The following is an 18066-nucleotide window of genomic DNA, read 5'->3' on the forward strand; positions in this document are numbered from 1 at the left end:
CCCCGTCAACCTATGACGATGTCAAACCCGGCACTAGCCAACACTTGGCCATTCACCATCACCCGAACGCCATGCCACCCCACATGGTGTTTACGCGTGGTGAAATCACTAATCACCTGCTTGCGCTTGACCACGGTGCTTCCAGATCCTGGTAACGCCAGAGTCTTCAACTTAAAAACCTTCCCCGAAACCCCACCATTCGCCTTCACATAGTCAATCGCATAATCAATCACCAACCGCTGCTCATGCGCCACCGTCGACTTCACCACAAACGACAATGTAATCGCTTCTCCCAACCTAACCACCGCCGGCTCAACCCGCACATCCAACAACTCAACCTCAGCCTTCGCCCCGGCGCCAATCACCGTCAGCGCCCTTAAATCCCCCTGCTTAATCAAACTCCGCAACGCATGCTTCGCAATCCACGCCGTGTGCTTGTTCTCCAGCGACCAACCTTCAATCGTGTCCAACACCCACTCCGGATGCACCTTTGTCACATCATTCAAATGATTCGCCACGGACTTGCGCACGTACAAACTCTCATCCGCCTTCAACCGATCGAGTATCCCGGCGGCCAACTGCGGATCGGCCTGCACCGCTTCCAACCGAAACGACCACGGCAGGCGAGGGCGGCTGCCTTCGCTGGCGAGTCGTCGAACGTGGTGGTTCTCGTCTCGGCTCCAGTCGTGCATCAATTCCAGCGAGCGTTCCAGGTCGCTGCGCAAAAAGTGGCGGATGGCGAATTCGGAGGAGCCGAAGGTGGTGAAGTACTTCAGCGCATCCATGGAGGTGTCGAACGCATGCCCGCCATAGCTCGCGACGTAATGCGGCAGGCACATGCTGACGAATCCGCTGTTCAGCCTTGGTGCGAGTTCGAAAAGCACTTCTAGGGAATCTTGGTAATCCAGTGGCAACACGGCGTGCAGGCTTTCACTGACACGCGCCATACGTTGCATCACTGATAGGTCAGCGAGTCCGTCCTGGGCGTGTTTGAGAAACGCCTTTGCCTTGAACGCCGGGTACACGGCGCTCATTTCGCTGGCGATGTGTTGCAAGCGCTCGGCGTTGAAGATTTCCTTTAGCGCCGGGGCGGCGGTGTCGGTGGTGCTCATGGTCAGGTCATCGGGGTGCTGACGAACGCTTCGAGGGTTTCGGCGTAGGCGGTGTATTGGGCGATGTGGGGGTAGCGGCGGGTGTCGATCTGGTCGGGGACGACGAGGCCGGTGAAGCTCCAGGCGACGGCGAGGCTGATGCCGGCCTGGGTGAGGGTGCCGTCGGTGGGCAGGCCGGTTTTTTCCAGTTCTTGCTCGAGGGCGGTGAAGGCGGCGGCGAGTTGGCCTTCGACGCGTTCGACCCACGGTTGATATTGAATGTCGGCCGGGCGCAGGTTGCGTTCGTAATAAAGCTGCACGGCTTTTTCGCAGGCGGCGAGGCTGAGGCCGATCAGGCGCAGGGCGTGGGCGCGTTGTTTCAGGTCGGTCGGCAGCAGGCTTTTGCCGGAGCTGGCTTCGAGGTAATCGAGGATGAGGGTCGAGTCCATCAGGACCACGCCGTCGTCGAGGATCAGCGTGGGGGCTTTGACCACCGGGTTGATCTGCTGGAATTGCTCGAAGTGGCGGAACACCGAGACTGACTCGTGTTCGAGGTCAATCCCTAAGCGTTTGGCGGAGATCGCCACGCGACGCACGTAAGGGGAGTCCAGCATGCCGATCAGTTTCATGACGCGTTCCTTCAAGTCAAACCGGTGGGAAGGCATAACCTAGCCGACGTTGAGGCAATTGTCAGTCGTCGAAGCCGGGTTGTTCGTGAATCTCATCCACATTCAGTTCCAGCCGATACGCCACCGCCACAAACAAGGCCTGACACAAACACAGCGTCGCACTCAGCGAGCGAAAGGCGAGGGCGCTGCCTTCGTTGACCAGCAATACGCTGTGGGCGAGTTTCGCCAGTGGTGAGAGCTGGCTGTCGGTGAGGATCAGGGTGTTGGCCTGTTGCTGGCGGGCGAAGCGCAGGCAGTGTTGGGTTTCCTTGGCGTAGGGCACGAAGCTGATGGCGATGACCAGATCATTGGCGCGCACGCTGCGCATTTGCTCGCGATAACTGCCGCCCAGCCCGGACACCAGATGAATTTTTTTCTGAGTGTGTTGCAAGTTGTAAACGAGGTAGTCGGCGACGGCGAAGGAGCGGCGCACGCCGACGACATAAATGTTGTCGGCGTTGACGATGAGGTCGACGGCTTTTTCGAACGCGGTGTCGACGAGTTCGCGGCCCAGGCGTTCGATGCCGGAGCGGGTGGCGTCGATGCATTCGCGGGCGAGGTCGCCGGCGCTGGTTTGCTGCGATTGGTTGGCGATCATGCTGCGGATGCGTTGCTGGTAGTTTTGTACCGGCGAGGCTTTGTGGGTGTAGGCGCTGCGGAACAGCGCCTGCATTTCGCTGAAGCCGCTAAAACCGAAGCGTTGCGAGAAGCGCACGATGGCGGACGGGTGGACTTCGCACTCGCGGGCGATGTCGCTGATACGGTCGACCATGATCCGGTCGCTTTGCTGGCTGATGTAGCTGGCGATGCGTTTGAGCTGGCGCGGCAGGGCGTCGTATTCGTCGGTGATCAGTTGCAGCAGGCGCTCGGCATTGATCGGGGGGCTGGCGAGTGAAATCTCGTCGGGGGCCGGCAGATCGGGGCGGGGCATAGGTCATCCTTCAGGCTTGTTGATCACTCGGTGCGCCTGATAGTAGGGGGGCTTTTGCGGTTCTGCTTTGCTGAAACGATGCAGTGCGTGGTAAAAAATTGCGTCTGGACGCTGGGTGGTTAGCCGTTTGTCTTCTATATACAGCCGCTCGACTGAATTTCTTGCTATAAACGCACTCCGATTGCCCGTGTGAACGCTGTGTCAGAGCCGTTTCCGGACGTTGTCGGACAAATTCCCTGTATTTACAGTTGCTGAGGCCTCGATCGGGCCTTAGACTGCCGCCCCTCGTAAATTGAGTGCCGGGTGGCATTTGCAATAAACGATGCCTTTTCGCCGACCGCACGCGGTTCGCCGAAACGCTCCCTAATTCGCCTTAATGCACGTTTTTTTATAGAGATATCAATGACAAAGGACAAGTTGCTGGCCATGCCGGCAGATGACTACATGAATGCCGAGCAGCACGCTTTCTTCACTGAGCTGTTGCAGAACATGAAAGTCGAAACCCACGAGCGCATTGAGCAAAATCGTATCGCCATCGAAAGCCTGGACACCCCGGCTGACCCGGCGGACGCGGCTTCGGTTGAAGAAGAGCGCACTTGGCTGGTGAACGCGATCGATCGCGACCAGCGCATGCTGCCGCAACTGGAACAAGCCCTTGAGCGCATCAAGGAAGACAGCTTTGGCTGGTGCGACGACAGCGGCGAGGCCATTGGCCTGAAGCGCCTGCTGATCAGCCCGACCACCAAGTACTGCATCGAAGCTCAAGAGCGTCACGAGCAGATCGACAAGCACCAGCGTCAGGCCTGATTCTGTGAGGTGACCCTTTCACCAGGGGCGCCTTGAAAAGATCGCAGCCTTCGGCAGCTCCTACACGGGCGTTGCTGGCGGCTGCGATCTTTGTTTTTGCACGTCTGCAATAAGCCCGAGCCGTTCCATTGACCTGCCACAGACCCCACGACTAACGGACCATGGATAATGGCGTTGTAGTGGCGTTTAATGCAGTCACAACAATGAGAACAAGCGTGGGGTGTTGATATGACGAGAGATGGATCTCTGGTTGGGGCTTTGCCTGCACCAGTGCTTTTGCCGAAAAACCGCTGGATCGCTCCGACCCTGCAAAGCATCGCCCTGATGCTGTTGCTGGCCGGCATGAGCCTGGCCGAATGGTCGCTGTACATCGGCATGCCGCTGGCGGTGCTGATTGTCTGGCTACCGCGCCTGCGCTCCCGCGCTATCCCCGATGTTCAGCCTGCCGACCCTGGCAGCGCCATGTCCGAACTGACCCGCGACCTTTCCTACACCACCAGTCATAACGCCTTGTCGGCGGCGGGCGTGGCGTTTTCGGTCAAGGAACTGGCGAGCAAACTCGAATCGCAACTCGATGCGGCGGCGCGGATCGTCAGCAACGCTGAGGTAATGATCGCGACCGAACACGCGACTTCGCAGCTCAGCCGTGCAGCGCTTGAGGCGGCCAGTCAGGCACATCACAGCAGCGCAGCGGGGCGCACGGAACTGGTGGATTCGATCGCGCGCATGCATCAACTCAGTCAGCGCGCCAATGCCAGCCGTGAATTGATTGAGGCCTTGAGCCTGCGCAGCGACGATATTCAGCGCGTGACGCTGGTGATTCAGTCGATTGCCAGCCAGACCAATCTGCTCGCATTGAACGCGGCGATCGAAGCGGCGCGGGCCGGTGAGCATGGTCGCGGTTTTGCGGTGGTGGCGGATGAGGTTCGCGGATTGGCGGCGCGCACGGCCTCGGCAACCGGTGAGGTCGGTGAGATGGTCGCTGATATTCAGCAACGCACGGCGCAGGTGGTGGAGCAGATTCGCCAGCTGTCGAGCGATCTGCAGACCGGTGTCGAGCAGGTCGAGCACACCGGCCAGCATCTGGAGAACATTGCGCGATTGGCTGCCGGGGTGGAAAGTCAGGTTGGTGAAATTGCCCAGGGCGCGGAAACCAATCGCGAACAACTGGACAGTCTTTTTAAAGCCATTGAGCAGATGCGCAGCGACCTGGCGATCAGCGACCAACAGACCCGCCGCCTCGCTGAAGCCGCCGTGCAAATGGAAGGGCAGGCGGAAACCATCAGTGAACGCTTGGCCGAAGTCGGGCTGGATGACTATCACCAGCGCATCTACGATCTGGCCCGCGAAGGCGCGAGCCAGATTGCTGCACGGTTCGAGGCGGATCTCGAGCAGGGCCGGATCAGCCTCGAAGACCTGTTCGACCGTCAGTATCAGCCGATCCCGAATACCCATCCGGCGAAGTTTCAAACCCGTTTCGACCGTTACACCGATCAGGTGCTGCCGGCGATTCAGGAGCCATTGTTGCCGCGTCACGAGGGGCTGGTGTTTGCCATCGCCTGCACGCAGCAGGGTTATGTACCGACGCACAATCAGTTGTTCAGCCAGCCGTTGACTGGCGATGCGCAGGTCGACGCTGTGAACAATCGCACCAAACGCAAGTTCGCTGATCGCACCGGTATTCGCTGCGGGAGCCATCAGCAACCGGTGCTGTTGCAGACCTACACCCGCGACACCGGTGAGCTGATGCATGACCTTTCGGTGCCGATCATGATCAAGGGTCAGCACTGGGGTGGTTTGCGCCTGGGCTATAAACCGGAAAGTCCGCGCTGAGGGATTGTTACTGCCGGTGCAATGAATCTGTGCATGGAGCTTGCTGTTTCTGCTCGAAAGAAACCATTAATCTGACCACTTAGTTAGGTTGCTAATGATTTCGGGAGAGCTGCATGCAGTGCAGAGTGGATGTTGCCGTAATGATTGGCAGTGGCGTGCCCGCCGGTTTGCGCGCAATGGGTCGCAGCGTTTGCTGGGTAGTGCTGCTCAATGGCGAGCGTCGCGGCACCGCTTTTGCCAGTCGCGACGAAGCGGAAGAGTGCAAGGCTGCGTGGCTCGCGCAGTTGCACGCCAAGCCAAGTGACAGCCTGCACTGATCAGGATTACTTGCCGCGATGCAGGCGTACATTCAGTTCATCGACCATGACCGCTTCTTCACCGTCAGCCGTTAACCATTCCTTAAGCAATTGCGCCTGTTGCGGTGACCAGAAGTCGGCGTCGATCAGTTTAACGTCGGCAGCCAGTGGATGCGCTTCGATGAAATCGTCGATTGCTGTGCCTTCTGAAGGCAGCCCCAGTTGATCGAACAGGGTTTTCAAATCGTATGCTGGCAGTTCCATCGTGTACTCCTTCGGTGGGCGCCGGTATGGCGCGGTCGATCTCTCTCTTTATCTGAGGCAACCGCTCGCCAGGAGTTCGATCTTAGACTCAAGTGAACGGGCGAGAGCACAGGCTTCGTTGTGATCTTCGCGGAAACCTCTTACACGCCCGGTCGAGGTTTCCTTGATGTGGAAGAAAGCGTTGCCGGCCGGCACGACTTGAAAGCGTGGCCAGTGCTCGTTGATGGCGCTGACATGCAGGATCAGCGGCGATTCGATCCGGGCGTCAGCAGTCATGGCAAAGTGGGTCCGAGTGCACATGTGAAGTCCTTTTCATCAGTTGGCCGATATTTACAGGCCGTTTCGGGTAGTCGGAATGAGCATCGCTGCTCTAGAATCGCCAGTACCTGTTGACGACAGGGCTTATCTAAAGCAATTTTTCGCCAGCGATATGTCGGAAAAGTGCTTTTTTTCGTGAGAATTTTCCCTAAAGTTCGTAGTCAGACTGCTCTTGCCGACGTTGAGGATTTTTCCTTCAAGTTTTGGCGACATCGGGATGAGTTTCGCGAGTGACAATCCAGTAGTCTTAGCAACCTCGCGTTGAATGAGCACTCTGCTCGATTCGGGCTTTATTGATTTATTTGGCAGTGACATCGGCTTGGCCGTTTATTTGCCGTGCGCGTTTTCCGCGTGCGGTTTTTTCAGATGTGGGGATGTTTCTTTGGCAGTCAGTAATCTCGATATGCATGCTTTGTTCGTGCTGGGTGATTTGCGTGCAAAGCTGGTCAAGCTGTTCCAGTCGCGTTTTGTTTACATCACCGAGCAGAACGCCGAAGGCATTTACGTGGCCGAGATCGACACCGAAAGCGCCTTGGTGGTCGATGACAAACCGGGGCTCAAGCTCAAGGTCGGCGATCATTTCAGTGCATCGGTCTTGCCCAGCCGCGAAGGCGGCAAGATGGATATCCGTTTTCGCGAAATCAAACTCACGGTTTATGGGCTGGGCGATTACGCCTTCGTTGAGACCGCTGACGGGCACGCGATCCTGTTCAAGGAAGGCCACAGCGTGGTGACCGTGTTTGCCGCCAACCAGCAATTGCAGGAAGGCCTGACCAAAACGCTGAAAGCCGTGACCGCCAAAGCCGCCAAGTGGCGCAAGGGCGAACTGGTGACGTTCAAGGCCAGCGAGTGAGCCGCGCGGATTTCCATGCGCAGAACCTCGACACTGCACGCGAGGAGGCTCGGCGTTTATTCGCCGCCAAGGCCGAACTGCAAGGCGCCTGGCTGAATTGGCTGGCTGCGCATATCTACGCACTGCGTCCTGCGGAGTACGCCAGCATGGTCAGACGTGAGCTGCAAAGCCTGCAGGAAAAGTCTGATTCATAACCTCGTCCGGGGCATGTCCCGGAAAAAGCAGGAACCTCGGCTACAGTCAGTTGACTGAGTATTCAGAGGCTTGCGGTCTTCTGTCAGGCCATCCTGCCATTGCTGTGAACAGCACGAGGTGCAATGCATGAACGGATTTCGACGGTTATTGGCCGCCAGCGTGGCCACGTTCGGTTTGCTGACATCAGCGCAATCGGTGATGGCCGCCGAGGCGCCGATCCATTTTGCCGACCTGAACTGGGAAAGCGGCAGCCTGATTACCGATGTGCTGCGGATCATCGTCGAGAAGGGCTACGGCTTGCCGACCGACACCTTGCCTGGCACCACCATCACGCTGGAAACCGCATTGGCCAACAATGACATTCAGGTCATTGGCGAGGAGTGGGCGGGGCGCAGTCCGGTGTGGGTCAAGGCCGAGGCCGAAGGCAAAGTCGTCAGTCTCGGTGATACGGTCAAGGGCGCTACCGAGGGTTGGTGGGTGCCGGAGTACGTGATCAAGGGTGACCCGGCCAAAGGCATCAAGCCGCTGGCACCGGATCTGCGCAGCGTCAGTGATCTGAAAAAGTACAAGGACGTGTTCAAGGATCCGGAAGCCCCGAGCAAGGGGCGGTTTCTCAACAGCCCGATCGGCTGGACCTCGGAAGTGGTCAACAAGCAGAAGCTGACGGCTTACGGGCTGCAGGACGACTACACCAATTTCCGCAGTGGTTCGGGTGCGGCGCTGGATGCCGAGATCAGCTCATCGATTCGTCGCGGTAAGCCAGTCTTGTTTTACTACTGGTCACCGACGCCGCTGCTGGGCAAATTCAAACTGGTGCAACTGGAAGAGCCGCCGTTTGATGCCGAGGCGTGGAAGACGCTGACTGATGCCGATAATCCCAATCCAAAACCGACCCGGTCGCTGGCTTCGAAGCTGTCGATTGGTGTTTCGACGCCGTTTCAGAAACAGTATCCGCAGATTGCCGAGTTTTTCAGCAAAGTGGATTTTCCGATCGAGCCGTTGAACAAGGCGTTGGCGGACATGAGCGAGAAGCACACCGCGCCGCGTGATGCGGCGGTGGCGTTCATGAAGGCCCACCCGGATGTGTGGCAGGCCTGGTTGCCGAAGGATGTGGCGGAGAAGGTTTCGGCTGATCTGAAATAAAGGGTTGAGGCTGGTGGCCTCATCGCGGGCAAGCCCGCTCCCACAGGTATTTTCGTCGAATGCAAATTTTATGTACGACGCAAAACACTGTGGGAGCGGGCTTGCCCGCGATGCTTTTAAAACTTCGTCTGCACCGCCAGTTCGAAGGTGCGCGGTGTTCCGAGGTAATACGCCGGCGAAACATGCGCAAACTCGGCATACACCTCATTGGTCAGGTTACGCACGCGCCCGGTGACGGTGGTATGCGAATCAACCTTGTAGCTGAGAAAGCTGCCGAACAATGTGTACGACGGCACGGTCATGGTGTTGGCCGTGTCCGCATACACCGACGCCACATATCGCGCATCTACCCCACCTTGCCATTGCGGCGAAAAATCATAAGTCAGCCACAGATTGCCAACGCGATCCGGCACGTTGGTCGGCGTGTTGCCTTTGCGCGAGACCACCACACCGGCGGCATTCTTTTCGGTGAAGTCATCGTACTGTGCGTCGACCCAGGCGAAGTTGCCTTCGGCTAGCAACTTGTCAGTGATGCGCAATGAACTGGCGATTTCCACCCCTTTCGACGTCTGTTGACCGACCGGAATACTGCCGGCCGGATCTAGCGGGTCGGTCACCGCGAAGTCTTTTCGCTCGATCGTGTAAGCGGCAATCGTCGCCGAGCCGCGTCCATTCAGATAATCGAATTTGCTACCAATCTCCCACTGCTTGCCGGTGGAGACGTCGAAATCCTGCGTGCCATTCGGTTGCTCGGCGGCGGTGCTGTATTGCACGTAGACGCTGGCCGACGGAATGAACTGGTAGGTCAGGCCGGCGCGTCCGGTGACTGGCTCCCAACTGCGCTTGAAGTGCTTGGGGTTAGCGGCGGTTACAGTGCGATGGTTGGTCACGTCGAGATCAATGTCGTCATAGCGCAGGCCCGTGAGCAGCGACAGTTTGTCGGTCAACGCAAAACGGTTTTCCACAAACAGTGCCTTGGTTGTGACCTCGTTGGTCTTGTCGCTGACCAGTTTGGGGTTGGTGCCGGGAATGTCGTAGAAATGCCCCGGACGGAAGTTGTTCGGGTCTACCGTGCTCGCACCTTTGATGTTCAGCGGCGAGTTGGTGGTCTGGTTGACCTTGTATTCAAAGCCACCCGACCACGTCGTCTCGAGACCGAACAGCGTGTTGTCGTGGCGCAGTTCGAACTGGTTGCCATTCTGCTCGCCCTGATGGCGCACCTGATACGCGGTGGAGCGATTCACCGCCGTGTTGTCGGCGTTGTACTGGTAGGTTTCGAGGTTGCGGTAATCGCGCTGGCTGTCGAGGTGATACAGCGTGTTGCGCAGAGTGGTGCTGTCGTTGATGCGGTAATCGATGATCGAGCGTACCCAGATCGTTCGCTGCTCGTAACGACCGTCCTCGACGTTGTAGTTGTTGAAGCGGTTGTGTTTATCGATCTTCAACTCGCCGGCCTTGGGATTGAGCACGGGCGTGCCCCAGTAAGGACTGTCTTCGTGCTCGTCCTGATACTCCAGCGCCAACGTGTGCGACAGGTCGGGCGTTAGATCGCTGAGCAGCGAGAACGCCACGCTCCAGGCATCGCGCTCCTGGCGGTCGATGTAGCCGTTGCTGGTGTTGTGGCTGACGTCGAGTCGCGCGTAGTGCTGGACGTCGGCGCTTGGGTCGGTCAGGGCATGGTTAAGGCCGAACGCGGTTTCAGTGGTGTCGTAAGTGCCGTAGCTGACCCGGCCTTCAACAGCTTGTTCATCGCGGGTGGCCAGTTTGGTCACGTAGTTGAGTGATCCGCCGACGGAGCCCGCGCCGTTGATCAGCGATGACGGGCCGCCGACCAATTCCACTCGGTCGTAGATCCACGAATCGACAGGACGGGCGAGGCCACCGGAAACGTTGACGCCGTTGAACATCTGGGTGATCTGGCTACTGGTGAAACCGCGATAGGAAACGAATCCACCAAAACCCGGCGGAGCGCTGGCGTTGACCCCGGGCAAAGTGTTGGCGGCGTCCTGGAAGTTCTGTACGCCGTGACGTTCGATGTCGTTGCGATTGGCGATGGCTACCGACGCCGGCGTATCACGCACGCTCAAACCGAGTCGCGAGGCCATGCCGCTGGACTGGTCGAGGCTCAAGCCCGGTTCTGCGCCGGACTCGCCGTCGATGGTGATCGGCGCCAGATCCACGGTGGATTGCGCCCAGACGTTGACGGACAGGCAGCCGCACAGGCTCGCCAGCAAAGTGAGTTGTTTCATCATTGAATCCTGAATGCTTGTCTAGGAGTCAGCGCACAGGCGAACGCCGCGCGTTGGCGCAGTGGGCTGACAAATCAAAAAGGCAGGGACATTCAGGCGATCGGAGGGGCACGAGGGTTGGCCGAAGGCCAGGTGAAGCGGGCAGGGAGGTCGGCACTGACGATCGGTGCCAGCGGTGGGCTGTGTTGTTCCGGCAGGATCGCCAGGGTCAGGCTGGAGTTGAACGCTGGGCCCATGCCGCCGCCAACCGAGCACAGCGGGCAGCCAAACGCTTTGGACAGCGTTGGCAGTTGTTCTTCGGTGGGGTTGCTGGCGAGCGGCGCTTGGGTGGCCGGGTCGACGGTACAGAACTGGCCACCGATACCGTTGAGCTGCATGCCGACCATTTGTCCGTGACCGATGCTGCTGGCGAACACGTTGAACAGGACGCAGCAATAGAGCATCCAGGCCAGCAGTGAGCGATCGGAACGGGAGAATTTCATGGGGCGGCACTTTACCGTACCGCTGATCGGTCGTGCACTTGAAAAAAATCCGACTAGGATGATTTGTTCAAATCCCTTTCCAAGGATTTCAACCATGACCTTTGTGTTGGCTCAATGGCTGGTGACTACTTTCGCGGTGATCGCCTTGATGCACGTGTATTGGGCGCTGGGTGGACAGTGGGCGGCAGCGGTGGTGGTGCCGCAGGTGCCAGTGCGCGGTTTTGTCGCAACGGTGCGGCCGGCGTTCAAGCCGTCAGGCTGGCTCACGTTGATCGTGGCAGCGGCATTGCTGGTGATTGCTGCGTTGGTGTGTATGCGGGTGGGCTGGGGAATGCCGGCGGTGACGCACAAGGCGTTGCAATGGGTGATCAGCGCGATTGCGCTGTTGATGTTTGCCCGGGCGATTGGTGATTCGCATCTGGTCGGGTTCTTCAAGGAAGTGAAGGATTCGCGGTTTGCGCGACTGGACACCTGGGTGTATTCGCCGTTGTGTGCGGTGCTGGGGGCGGGGTTGTTGGCGGTGGCTTGGGTCTGAGAGCAGATCGGATTTTTGTGGTTGCTGAACTGGCCTCATCGCTGGCAAGCCAGCTCCCACAGTGATTGTGGGTGTAGACAAATACCGGGTTCCACCTAAAACCCTGTGGGAGCTGGCTTGCCAGCGATGAGGCCAGCACCAACACCACAAGGATTCGGAATCAGCTACCGCTTTCGGTGCGGCGGCTACTGACCTCTGCCGGCACATCATCCCCAGCCATGCGCTTGCGGAACAACGCCGCCCGCGCCAGCAGCAATGTAGTCACCGGTACGGTAATCGCCAGCAAAATCGGAATCAGCCAGGCGTGTATGACTGGCCCGGACTTCAGCGCCGAAAAACAGATGATCGACGCTAGTGCCACACACCACGCGCCCAGCGTCGAAGCCAGCGCCGGCGGGTGCATGCGCTGAAAGTAATCCTTCATGCGCAACAATCCGATCGCGCCGATCAACGCAAACAGACCGCTGAGTACCAGCAGGATCGCCACCGGAATCTCGACCCACAGCGACAATTCAGCATTCATTCGATCACCTCGCCACGCAGCAGGAATTTCGCCAGGGCAAACGAGCCGACGAAACCGAACAGCGCAATCAGCAGCGCCGCTTCGAAGTAAGTGTCACTGGAATAACGAATACCCAGGGTCAGCATCATCAGCATGGCGACGATGTACAGGTAGTCCAGCGCCAATACCCGATCCTGCGCCGACGGGCCTTTGAACAGGCGCACCAGGGTCAGCACCATCGCCAGCGAGAACAGGAACAGCGTCAGCAGAATCGCGTTCGACAGTAATGGGCTCATTCGAAAATCTCCATCAACGGCCGCTCGTAGGTGCTCTTGAAGTGCTCGATGAACTGCGCTTCGTCATCCAGATCCCAGACGTGCAGCAACAGAATGCTGCGATCCAGCGACAGCTCCGACCAAACCGTGCCGGGCACCACCGTGCAGATCATCGCCAGAGTCGCCAGGCCGTGGGCATCGCGCAAGTCCAGCGGGACTTTGACAAAACCCGAGCGCGGAGGGCGGCGACCCGCGTTGAGTACGCCCCACGCGACGGTCAGGTTGGACGTCACCACGTCACGGCCCACGAGCAGGAACAGACGCAGAATCGTTCCTGGACGGCGAATGCGCACTTGTTTCGGGCGCAGTTTGCGCATCATCAGCGGCGCAGCAAAACCCAATATTGCGCCGAGCAGCAGGTTGCCCGGGCTGACCGACAGGTTCAGGGTCAGCCACAAGGCGCACAGCGCCAGCGACAACAACGGTGCAGGAAACACACGTTTCATGGCTGCACCTCCAGCATGGCCGATTTGGCCTCCGGGCTCGGCACGGCACGGGTGCCGAGCACCGCCATCACGTATTGCTGCGGATTGTTCAGCGCATCAGCGGTGGCCTGGGTGTAACGCAACAGGGGTTCAGCCTTGAAAGTCAGGACGATGCTCAGCCCCAACAACAGGAAGATCGGCGCGCATTCGAGTTTGCGCAGCAGCGGCGAAGGGCGCTCCTCCGGGGTCCAGAAGCGCTGGATGCCGAGGCGTGAGAACGCCATCAACGATGTCAGCCCGGTGAGGATCAGCAGCGCGAGCAGCGCCCATGCCGCGTTGGAGATTGGTGCGCCAGTGCCCAGGCCCAACGGGTTGAGCAAGGCGCCAATCAGGCTGAGTTTGCCGATGAAACCAGACAGCGGCGGCATGCCGATGATCAGCAGCGCGCAAGCAATGAAGCTCAGGCCGAGAAACGCCATGGTCCACGGGATGACCTGACCGACCACGGCTTTCTGCTCGTCATCAAGGTTGATGCCTTTGGGCGGTTGCAGGGATTCCTGCGGACGCGGCAGCAGTTCGCTTTCGTCTTCCAGCGGGATCTCGTTGGCCGAACGCGAGCGCTCGATCAACTCGGCCAGCAGGAACAGCGCGCTCAATGCCAGCGTCGAACTGACCAGATAGAAAAGTGCCGCGCCGATCAGGTTCGGTTGGGCAAACCCGATCGCCGACAGCAGAATCCCCGCCGACACCAGAATGCTCAGACTGGCCATGCGCTCCAGGCGTTGTGCGGCGAGAATCGCCAATGCCGCGCAGGCCATGGTTGCCATACCGCCGTAGATCAGCCAGTCGCCACCGAAGAATGCCGACGCTCCGGCCTGCCCTGAGAACAGGAGGGTCCACAGGCGCAGCAACGTGTACACGCCGACCTTGGTCATGATCGCGAACATCGCCGCCACCGGCGCACTGGCCGAGGAGTAGGCCGGGACCAGCCAGAAGTTCAGCGGCCACATGCCGGCCTTCGCCAGGAACGCTACCGCGAGAATGCCAGCACCGGCGTGCAGCAAGCCCCGGTCGGCTTCCGGCACCAGCGGAATCTTCAGCGCCAGATCGGCCATGTTCAGCGTGCCGGTGACACCGTAGATCAGAGCCGCGCCAATCAGAAACAGCGACGAGGCAAGCAGGTTGATCGAGATGTAATGCAGCCCCGACGAGACCCGCGCCCGACCCGATCCGTGCAGCAACAGGCCATAGGACGCGGCGAGCAACACTTCGAAGAACACGAAGAGGTTGAACAGATCCGCCGTCAGGAACGCGCCGTACAGGCCCATCAACTGAATCTGGAACAGCGCGTGGAAGCTTGAACCGGCGCCGTCCCAGCGGGCCATGGCAAACAGCAGGGCGCTGACGCCGATGATTCCGGTCAGCACCAGCATCAGCGCTGACAGGCGATCGACCACCAGCACAATGCCGAACGGCGCCTGCCAGTTGCCCGGCAGGTACACGCCAATGGAACCGGGCACGCCCGTGGTTTGCGTCCAGTGCAGCAACAGCACCGAAATGAACAGGCCGACGAGGCTGGAGAACAGGTTGATTTTCGCCTTCAGCGGCCGGTGCCGTTCACCGAGCATCAGCATGATGGCGGCGGTCAGCAGCGGCAGCAGAATCGGTGCGGCGATCAGGTGAGTCATCGCCATCATTCTTTAGGCTCCCGGCCGTCGACGTGGTCGGTGCCGGTCAGGCCGCGCGAGGCGAGCAGCACGACGAGGAACAACGCGGTCATGGCGAAACTGATGACGATCGCGGTGAGTACCAGTGCCTGTGGCAGCGGGTCGGTGTAATGCAGCAAATCCTGGGTGACGCCGTCCTTGATCACCGGCTCCTTGCCGATGAACAGGCTGCCCATACTGAAGATGAACAGGTTGACGCCGTACGACAGCAGACACAGGCCCATGACCACCTGGAACGTCCGTGGCCGCAGGATCAGCCAGACGCCGGACGCGGCGAGTACGCCGATGGCGATTGCGATGACTTCTTCCATCAGACGGCTCCCTTGGTGGCGACGGACTTGGGCAGCGATGCGGTTTTGTGACCCCGCACCGATTGGTGGGCGAGGGCGGTGAGGATCAGCAGCGTCGAACCGACCACCACGCCGTACACGCCAATGTCGAAGAACAAAGCGCTGGCGACATGGATGTCACCGAGCACTGGCAAGGTGAAATGCCAGGTGTGCGTGGTCAGGAACGGATAGCCGGCCAGCATCGCGCCCAGGCCGGTAGCGGTGGCGAACAGCAACCCGGTGCCCATCCAGCGCAGCGGCCGCAGGCTCATCTGCGCCTCGACCCACTGCGTGCCGGCGACCATGTATTGCAGGATGAACGCCACCGACATCACCAGACCGGCGACGAAACCTCCGCCCGGCTGGTTGTGCCCGCGCATGAACAGGTAGAACGACACCACCAGCGCAATCGGCAGCAGCAGGCGCACCAGCACCGCCGGCACCATCATGAAACCGAGCGCGGTATCGCTGGCCGAACGCGGGTTGACCAGATCGGTGACCACGTCAGGTGCCAGCAAGCGTTGCTGGGCGGGCAGTTGCAGGCTTTCTTTCGGCGGGCGGAAGCGCCGCAGCAGGGCGAACACGGTCAGCGCCACCGCGACTAGCACGGTGATTTCGCCAAGGGTGTCGAAGCCACGGAAATCCACCAGCATCACGTTGACCACGTTGCTGCCGCCGCCCTCGGGCATGGCGCGGCTGAGGTAGAACGAGGAGATATCGTTCGGCGTCTGCCGCGTGAGCATGGCGTAGGACAGCAGCGCCATGCCGCCACCGACGGCAATCGACAGCAGCAAGTCGCGCAGGCGGCGAATGCGTGCCTTGCGCAGGCTGCTCGGCAGTGGCGAGACTTCTTCGATACGACGTGGCAACCAGCGCAGGCCAAGCAGGATCAGCACGGTGGTGACCACTTCGACTGCCAGTTGCGTCAGGGCCAGGTCGGGCGCGGAGAACCAGACGAAAGTTACGCAGGTCATCAACCCGCAGACGCTGACCATGGTCAGTGCGGCGAGACGGTGATACTTGGCCTGCCACGCGGCGCCGAGGGCGCAGGCAATCGCCAGCAGCCACAGGGTCACAAAGACGATCGAGCCGGGAATCTTCGGCCGGTCGCCCCAGCTCAGGCTGCTATGCAGCATCGGGATCAGGCCGGCGAGCACAGCCGCCAACACCATCAGGAACAATTGCATTTGCAGACGCTTGGTGCCGAGTCGCCGCTCCAGGCGTCGGGCCAGGCGCATCATGACCACCAGGCTGCGTTCAAACAGGCGCTTGCCGTTGAAGCGACCCACCAGCGGCGGGTATTTGAAGCGCCCGCGCTTGAGCTGATTGCGTAGCAACAGATAGACGATGATGCCGCCGGACATGGCGATCAGGCTCATGATCATCGGTGCGTTCAGACCGTGCCAGATCGCCAGGCTGTATTCCGGCAATTCGCCGCCGACGACGGGCAATGCCGCTGCCGCGAGCAATGGACCGACGATCTGCGCCGGGAAAATCCCCACCAGCAAGCAAGTGAACACCAGCAACTCGACCGGCGCACGCATCCAGCGCGGTGGCTCGTGCGGGGTGTGCGGCAGGTCGGTGGCCGGTGGACCGAAGAACACATCGACGGTGAAACGCAGGGAGTAGGCAACGCTGAACGTACCGGCGATGGTCGCGACAATCGGCAGCGCCGCTTCGACCCACGCCGTGGCGTTGATGAACACGGTTTCGGCGAAGAACATCTCTTTCGACAGGAAGCCGTTGAGCAACGGCACGCCGGCCATCGAGGCGCTGGCAACCATGGCCAGCGTCGCGGTGAATGGAATCAGTTTGATCAGGCCGCTGAGTTTGCGGATATCGCGGGTGCCGCTTTCGTGGTCGATGATGCCAGCGGCCATGAACAGCGAAGCCTTGAACGTCGCGTGGTTGAGGATGTGGAACACCGCCGCCACAGCCGCCAGCGGGCTGTTCAGGCCCAGCAGCAAAGTGATCAGGCCGAGGTGGCTGATAGTCGAGTAGGCCAGCAGACCTTTGAGATCGTTCTGGAACATCGCGCAGTACGCGCCGAGCAACAGCGTACACGCGCCGGCCCCACTGACGATGTAGAACCATTCTTCACTGCCTGACAGCGACGGCCACAGACGTGCAAGCAGGAAAACCCCGGCCTTGACCATGGTCGCCGAATGCAGATAAGCCGAAACCGGTGTCGGCGCCGCCATCGCGTGGGGCAGCCAGAAATGGAAAGGGAACTGCGCGCTTTTGCTGAGCGCGCCGATGAGAATGAGGGGTAAAAGAATAGGGTAGAGGGCGTGTGCACGAATCAAGTCGCCGGCGGCCAGGACCTTGTCGAGGTCATAGCTGCCGACGACATGGCCGAGAATCATGACCCCCGCCAGCAGGCATAACCCGCCGGCACCGGTGACCATCAGCGCCATGTACGCGCCGCGACGGGCGTCGGCGCGGTGGTGCCAGTAGCCGATCAGCAGGAACGAGAAGAGGCTGGTCAGCTCCCAGAAAAACACGATCTGGATCAGGTTGCCGGAGATCACCAGACCGAGCATGGCGCCCATGAACGCCAGAAAAAACGCGAAGAAACGCGGCACCGGATCGTCCGGCGACATGTAATAACGGGCATAGAGAGAGACGAGCGTACCGATGCCGAGCACCAGCATCGAGAACAGCCAGGCGAAGCCGTCCATGCGCAGAACGAAGTTCAGGCCGAGGCTGGGCAGCCACATGAACTCTTCGCGGATCACGCCGCCGTGGGCAATTTGCGGGTACAACATCGCGACCTGGACGGTGCCGATCAAAGCGACCAGGCCTGCCAACAGGGATTCGGTATTACGCGCGTTGTGTGGCAGCACCGCTGCCAGACAGCTGCCAATGAATGGCAGAAGCAGTAGAACTATCAGGGACATAGGCTTCTAATCTGCGGAAGTTTGTGAAGCATCATACGTGCCAGCTCCCCGATCACCAAACGCCAGGATGTCTCAGAATCCTACAAAGTAGTCTGGAATTTTCTGTTTGGCATTGTTTCAGGGCAGTGATGTCGTGGCAGATGGCCCTTTCGCGAGCAGGCTCGCTCCCACATTGGAATGTTT

At 59.8% G+C, this 18066-nt stretch carries 20 protein-coding genes; 7 read left to right on the plus strand and 13 right to left on the minus strand.

What is annotated here, in order from left to right:
- Nucleotides 1-5 precede the first annotated feature (5 nt).
- The 3 genes from RMV17_RS11510 to RMV17_RS11520 all read right to left on the minus strand — a co-directional run bounded on the left by RMV17_RS11510 (nucleotide 6) and on the right by RMV17_RS11520 (nucleotide 2690).
- Nucleotides 6-1112, minus strand: a complete 1107-nt coding sequence (locus RMV17_RS11510; protein WP_311886577.1) for a DNA alkylation repair protein — start codon at nucleotides 1110-1112, stop codon at nucleotides 6-8.
- A 2-nt stretch (nucleotides 1113-1114) separates the two neighbouring features.
- The gene (locus RMV17_RS11515) at nucleotides 1115-1720 is read right to left on the minus strand and encodes a glutathione S-transferase (RefSeq protein WP_007910713.1); all 606 of its coding nucleotides are present in this window, start codon (nucleotides 1718-1720) and stop codon (nucleotides 1115-1117) included.
- 61 nt (nucleotides 1721-1781) lie between these two features.
- Nucleotides 1782-2690 (minus strand): MurR/RpiR family transcriptional regulator, encoded by a 909-nt coding sequence (locus RMV17_RS11520; RefSeq protein ID WP_311886578.1) that lies wholly within the window; start codon nucleotides 2688-2690, stop codon nucleotides 1782-1784.
- Nucleotides 2691-3092: 402 nt separating this feature from the next.
- On the opposite strand from RMV17_RS11520, the gene RMV17_RS11525 reads away from it, so the two are divergent.
- The 3 genes from RMV17_RS11525 to RMV17_RS11535 all read left to right on the plus strand — a co-directional run bounded on the left by RMV17_RS11525 (nucleotide 3093) and on the right by RMV17_RS11535 (nucleotide 5647).
- Complete coding sequence (locus RMV17_RS11525) at nucleotides 3093-3497, plus strand: TraR/DksA family transcriptional regulator (RefSeq protein WP_003225981.1); 405 nt, start codon at nucleotides 3093-3095, stop codon at nucleotides 3495-3497.
- Nucleotides 3498-4106: 609 nt separating this feature from the next.
- Nucleotides 4107-5330, plus strand: a complete 1224-nt coding sequence (locus RMV17_RS11530; RefSeq protein ID WP_409373132.1) for a methyl-accepting chemotaxis protein — start codon at nucleotides 4107-4109, stop codon at nucleotides 5328-5330.
- A gap of 113 nt (nucleotides 5331-5443) precedes the next feature.
- Entirely contained in the window at nucleotides 5444-5647 is a 204-nt protein-coding gene (locus RMV17_RS11535) for a hypothetical protein (RefSeq protein WP_034152426.1), read from the plus strand.
- Between the two features lie 6 nt (nucleotides 5648-5653).
- On the opposite strand, the gene RMV17_RS11540 is transcribed toward RMV17_RS11535, so the two are convergent.
- Complete coding sequence (locus tag RMV17_RS11540; RefSeq protein ID WP_311886580.1) at nucleotides 5654-5890, minus strand: DUF2789 family protein; 237 nt, start codon at nucleotides 5888-5890, stop codon at nucleotides 5654-5656.
- A gap of 48 nt (nucleotides 5891-5938) precedes the next feature.
- Complete coding sequence (locus RMV17_RS11545) at nucleotides 5939-6190, minus strand: hypothetical protein (protein ID WP_034152424.1); 252 nt, start codon at nucleotides 6188-6190, stop codon at nucleotides 5939-5941.
- Between the two features lie 400 nt (nucleotides 6191-6590).
- Between RMV17_RS11545 and RMV17_RS11550 the strand changes: the two genes are divergently transcribed.
- The 3 genes from RMV17_RS11550 to RMV17_RS11560 all read left to right on the plus strand — a co-directional run bounded on the left by RMV17_RS11550 (nucleotide 6591) and on the right by RMV17_RS11560 (nucleotide 8399).
- The gene (locus RMV17_RS11550) at nucleotides 6591-7061 is read left to right on the plus strand and encodes a hypothetical protein (protein WP_034152901.1); all 471 of its coding nucleotides are present in this window, start codon (nucleotides 6591-6593) and stop codon (nucleotides 7059-7061) included.
- Nucleotides 7058-7255 (plus strand): hypothetical protein, encoded by a 198-nt coding sequence (locus tag RMV17_RS11555; RefSeq protein ID WP_311886581.1) that lies wholly within the window; start codon nucleotides 7058-7060, stop codon nucleotides 7253-7255. The genes RMV17_RS11550 and RMV17_RS11555 overlap by 4 nt, the downstream gene beginning before the upstream one ends.
- Nucleotides 7256-7382: 127 nt before the next feature.
- Complete coding sequence (locus RMV17_RS11560) at nucleotides 7383-8399, plus strand: ABC transporter substrate-binding protein (RefSeq protein ID WP_311886582.1); 1017 nt, start codon at nucleotides 7383-7385, stop codon at nucleotides 8397-8399.
- A 116-nt stretch (nucleotides 8400-8515) separates the two neighbouring features.
- Here RMV17_RS11560 and RMV17_RS11565 read toward each other — a convergent pair whose 3' ends face one another.
- The gene (locus tag RMV17_RS11565; RefSeq protein WP_311886583.1) at nucleotides 8516-10648 is read right to left on the minus strand and encodes a TonB-dependent receptor; all 2133 of its coding nucleotides are present in this window, start codon (nucleotides 10646-10648) and stop codon (nucleotides 8516-8518) included.
- A 92-nt stretch (nucleotides 10649-10740) separates the two neighbouring features.
- Nucleotides 10741-11130 carry a DUF2946 domain-containing protein gene (locus RMV17_RS11570; RefSeq protein WP_311886584.1) on the minus strand — a complete coding sequence of 130 codons (390 nt, stop codon included), beginning with the start codon at nucleotides 11128-11130 and terminating at the stop codon, nucleotides 10741-10743.
- A gap of 94 nt (nucleotides 11131-11224) precedes the next feature.
- Between RMV17_RS11570 and RMV17_RS11575 the strand changes: the two genes are divergently transcribed.
- Nucleotides 11225-11665 (plus strand): DUF3995 domain-containing protein, encoded by a 441-nt coding sequence (locus RMV17_RS11575; RefSeq protein WP_311886585.1) that lies wholly within the window; start codon nucleotides 11225-11227, stop codon nucleotides 11663-11665.
- 160 nt (nucleotides 11666-11825) lie between these two features.
- Here RMV17_RS11575 and RMV17_RS11580 read toward each other — a convergent pair whose 3' ends face one another.
- The 6 genes from RMV17_RS11580 to RMV17_RS11605 are packed head-to-tail and all read right to left on the minus strand — an operon-like array spanning nucleotide 11826 to nucleotide 17883.
- The gene (locus RMV17_RS11580; RefSeq protein WP_016982998.1) at nucleotides 11826-12188 is read right to left on the minus strand and encodes a Na+/H+ antiporter subunit G; all 363 of its coding nucleotides are present in this window, start codon (nucleotides 12186-12188) and stop codon (nucleotides 11826-11828) included.
- Nucleotides 12185-12463 (minus strand): K+/H+ antiporter subunit F, encoded by a 279-nt coding sequence (locus RMV17_RS11585; protein ID WP_007910754.1) that lies wholly within the window; start codon nucleotides 12461-12463, stop codon nucleotides 12185-12187. Before RMV17_RS11585 ends, RMV17_RS11580 begins: the two co-directional genes overlap by 4 nt.
- The gene (locus tag RMV17_RS11590) at nucleotides 12460-12948 is read right to left on the minus strand and encodes a Na+/H+ antiporter subunit E (protein ID WP_311886586.1); all 489 of its coding nucleotides are present in this window, start codon (nucleotides 12946-12948) and stop codon (nucleotides 12460-12462) included. Before RMV17_RS11590 ends, RMV17_RS11585 begins: the two co-directional genes overlap by 4 nt.
- Nucleotides 12945-14624, minus strand: a complete 1680-nt coding sequence (locus tag RMV17_RS11595; RefSeq protein ID WP_108226423.1) for a monovalent cation/H+ antiporter subunit D — start codon at nucleotides 14622-14624, stop codon at nucleotides 12945-12947. The genes RMV17_RS11590 and RMV17_RS11595 overlap by 4 nt, the downstream gene beginning before the upstream one ends.
- On the minus strand, nucleotides 14621-14965 hold the full coding sequence (locus RMV17_RS11600) for a Na+/H+ antiporter subunit C (RefSeq protein WP_007910763.1): 345 nt from the start codon (nucleotides 14963-14965) through the stop codon (nucleotides 14621-14623). Before RMV17_RS11600 ends, RMV17_RS11595 begins: the two co-directional genes overlap by 4 nt.
- Entirely contained in the window at nucleotides 14965-17883 is a 2919-nt protein-coding gene (locus RMV17_RS11605) for a monovalent cation/H+ antiporter subunit A (protein ID WP_311886587.1), read from the minus strand. Before RMV17_RS11605 ends, RMV17_RS11600 begins: the two co-directional genes overlap by 1 nt.
- Nucleotides 17884-18066 lie beyond the last annotated feature (183 nt).

The organism is Pseudomonas sp. VD-NE ins (assembly GCF_031882575.1).
GTDB lineage: Bacteria > Pseudomonadota > Gammaproteobacteria > Pseudomonadales > Pseudomonadaceae > Aquipseudomonas > Aquipseudomonas fluorescens_BZ.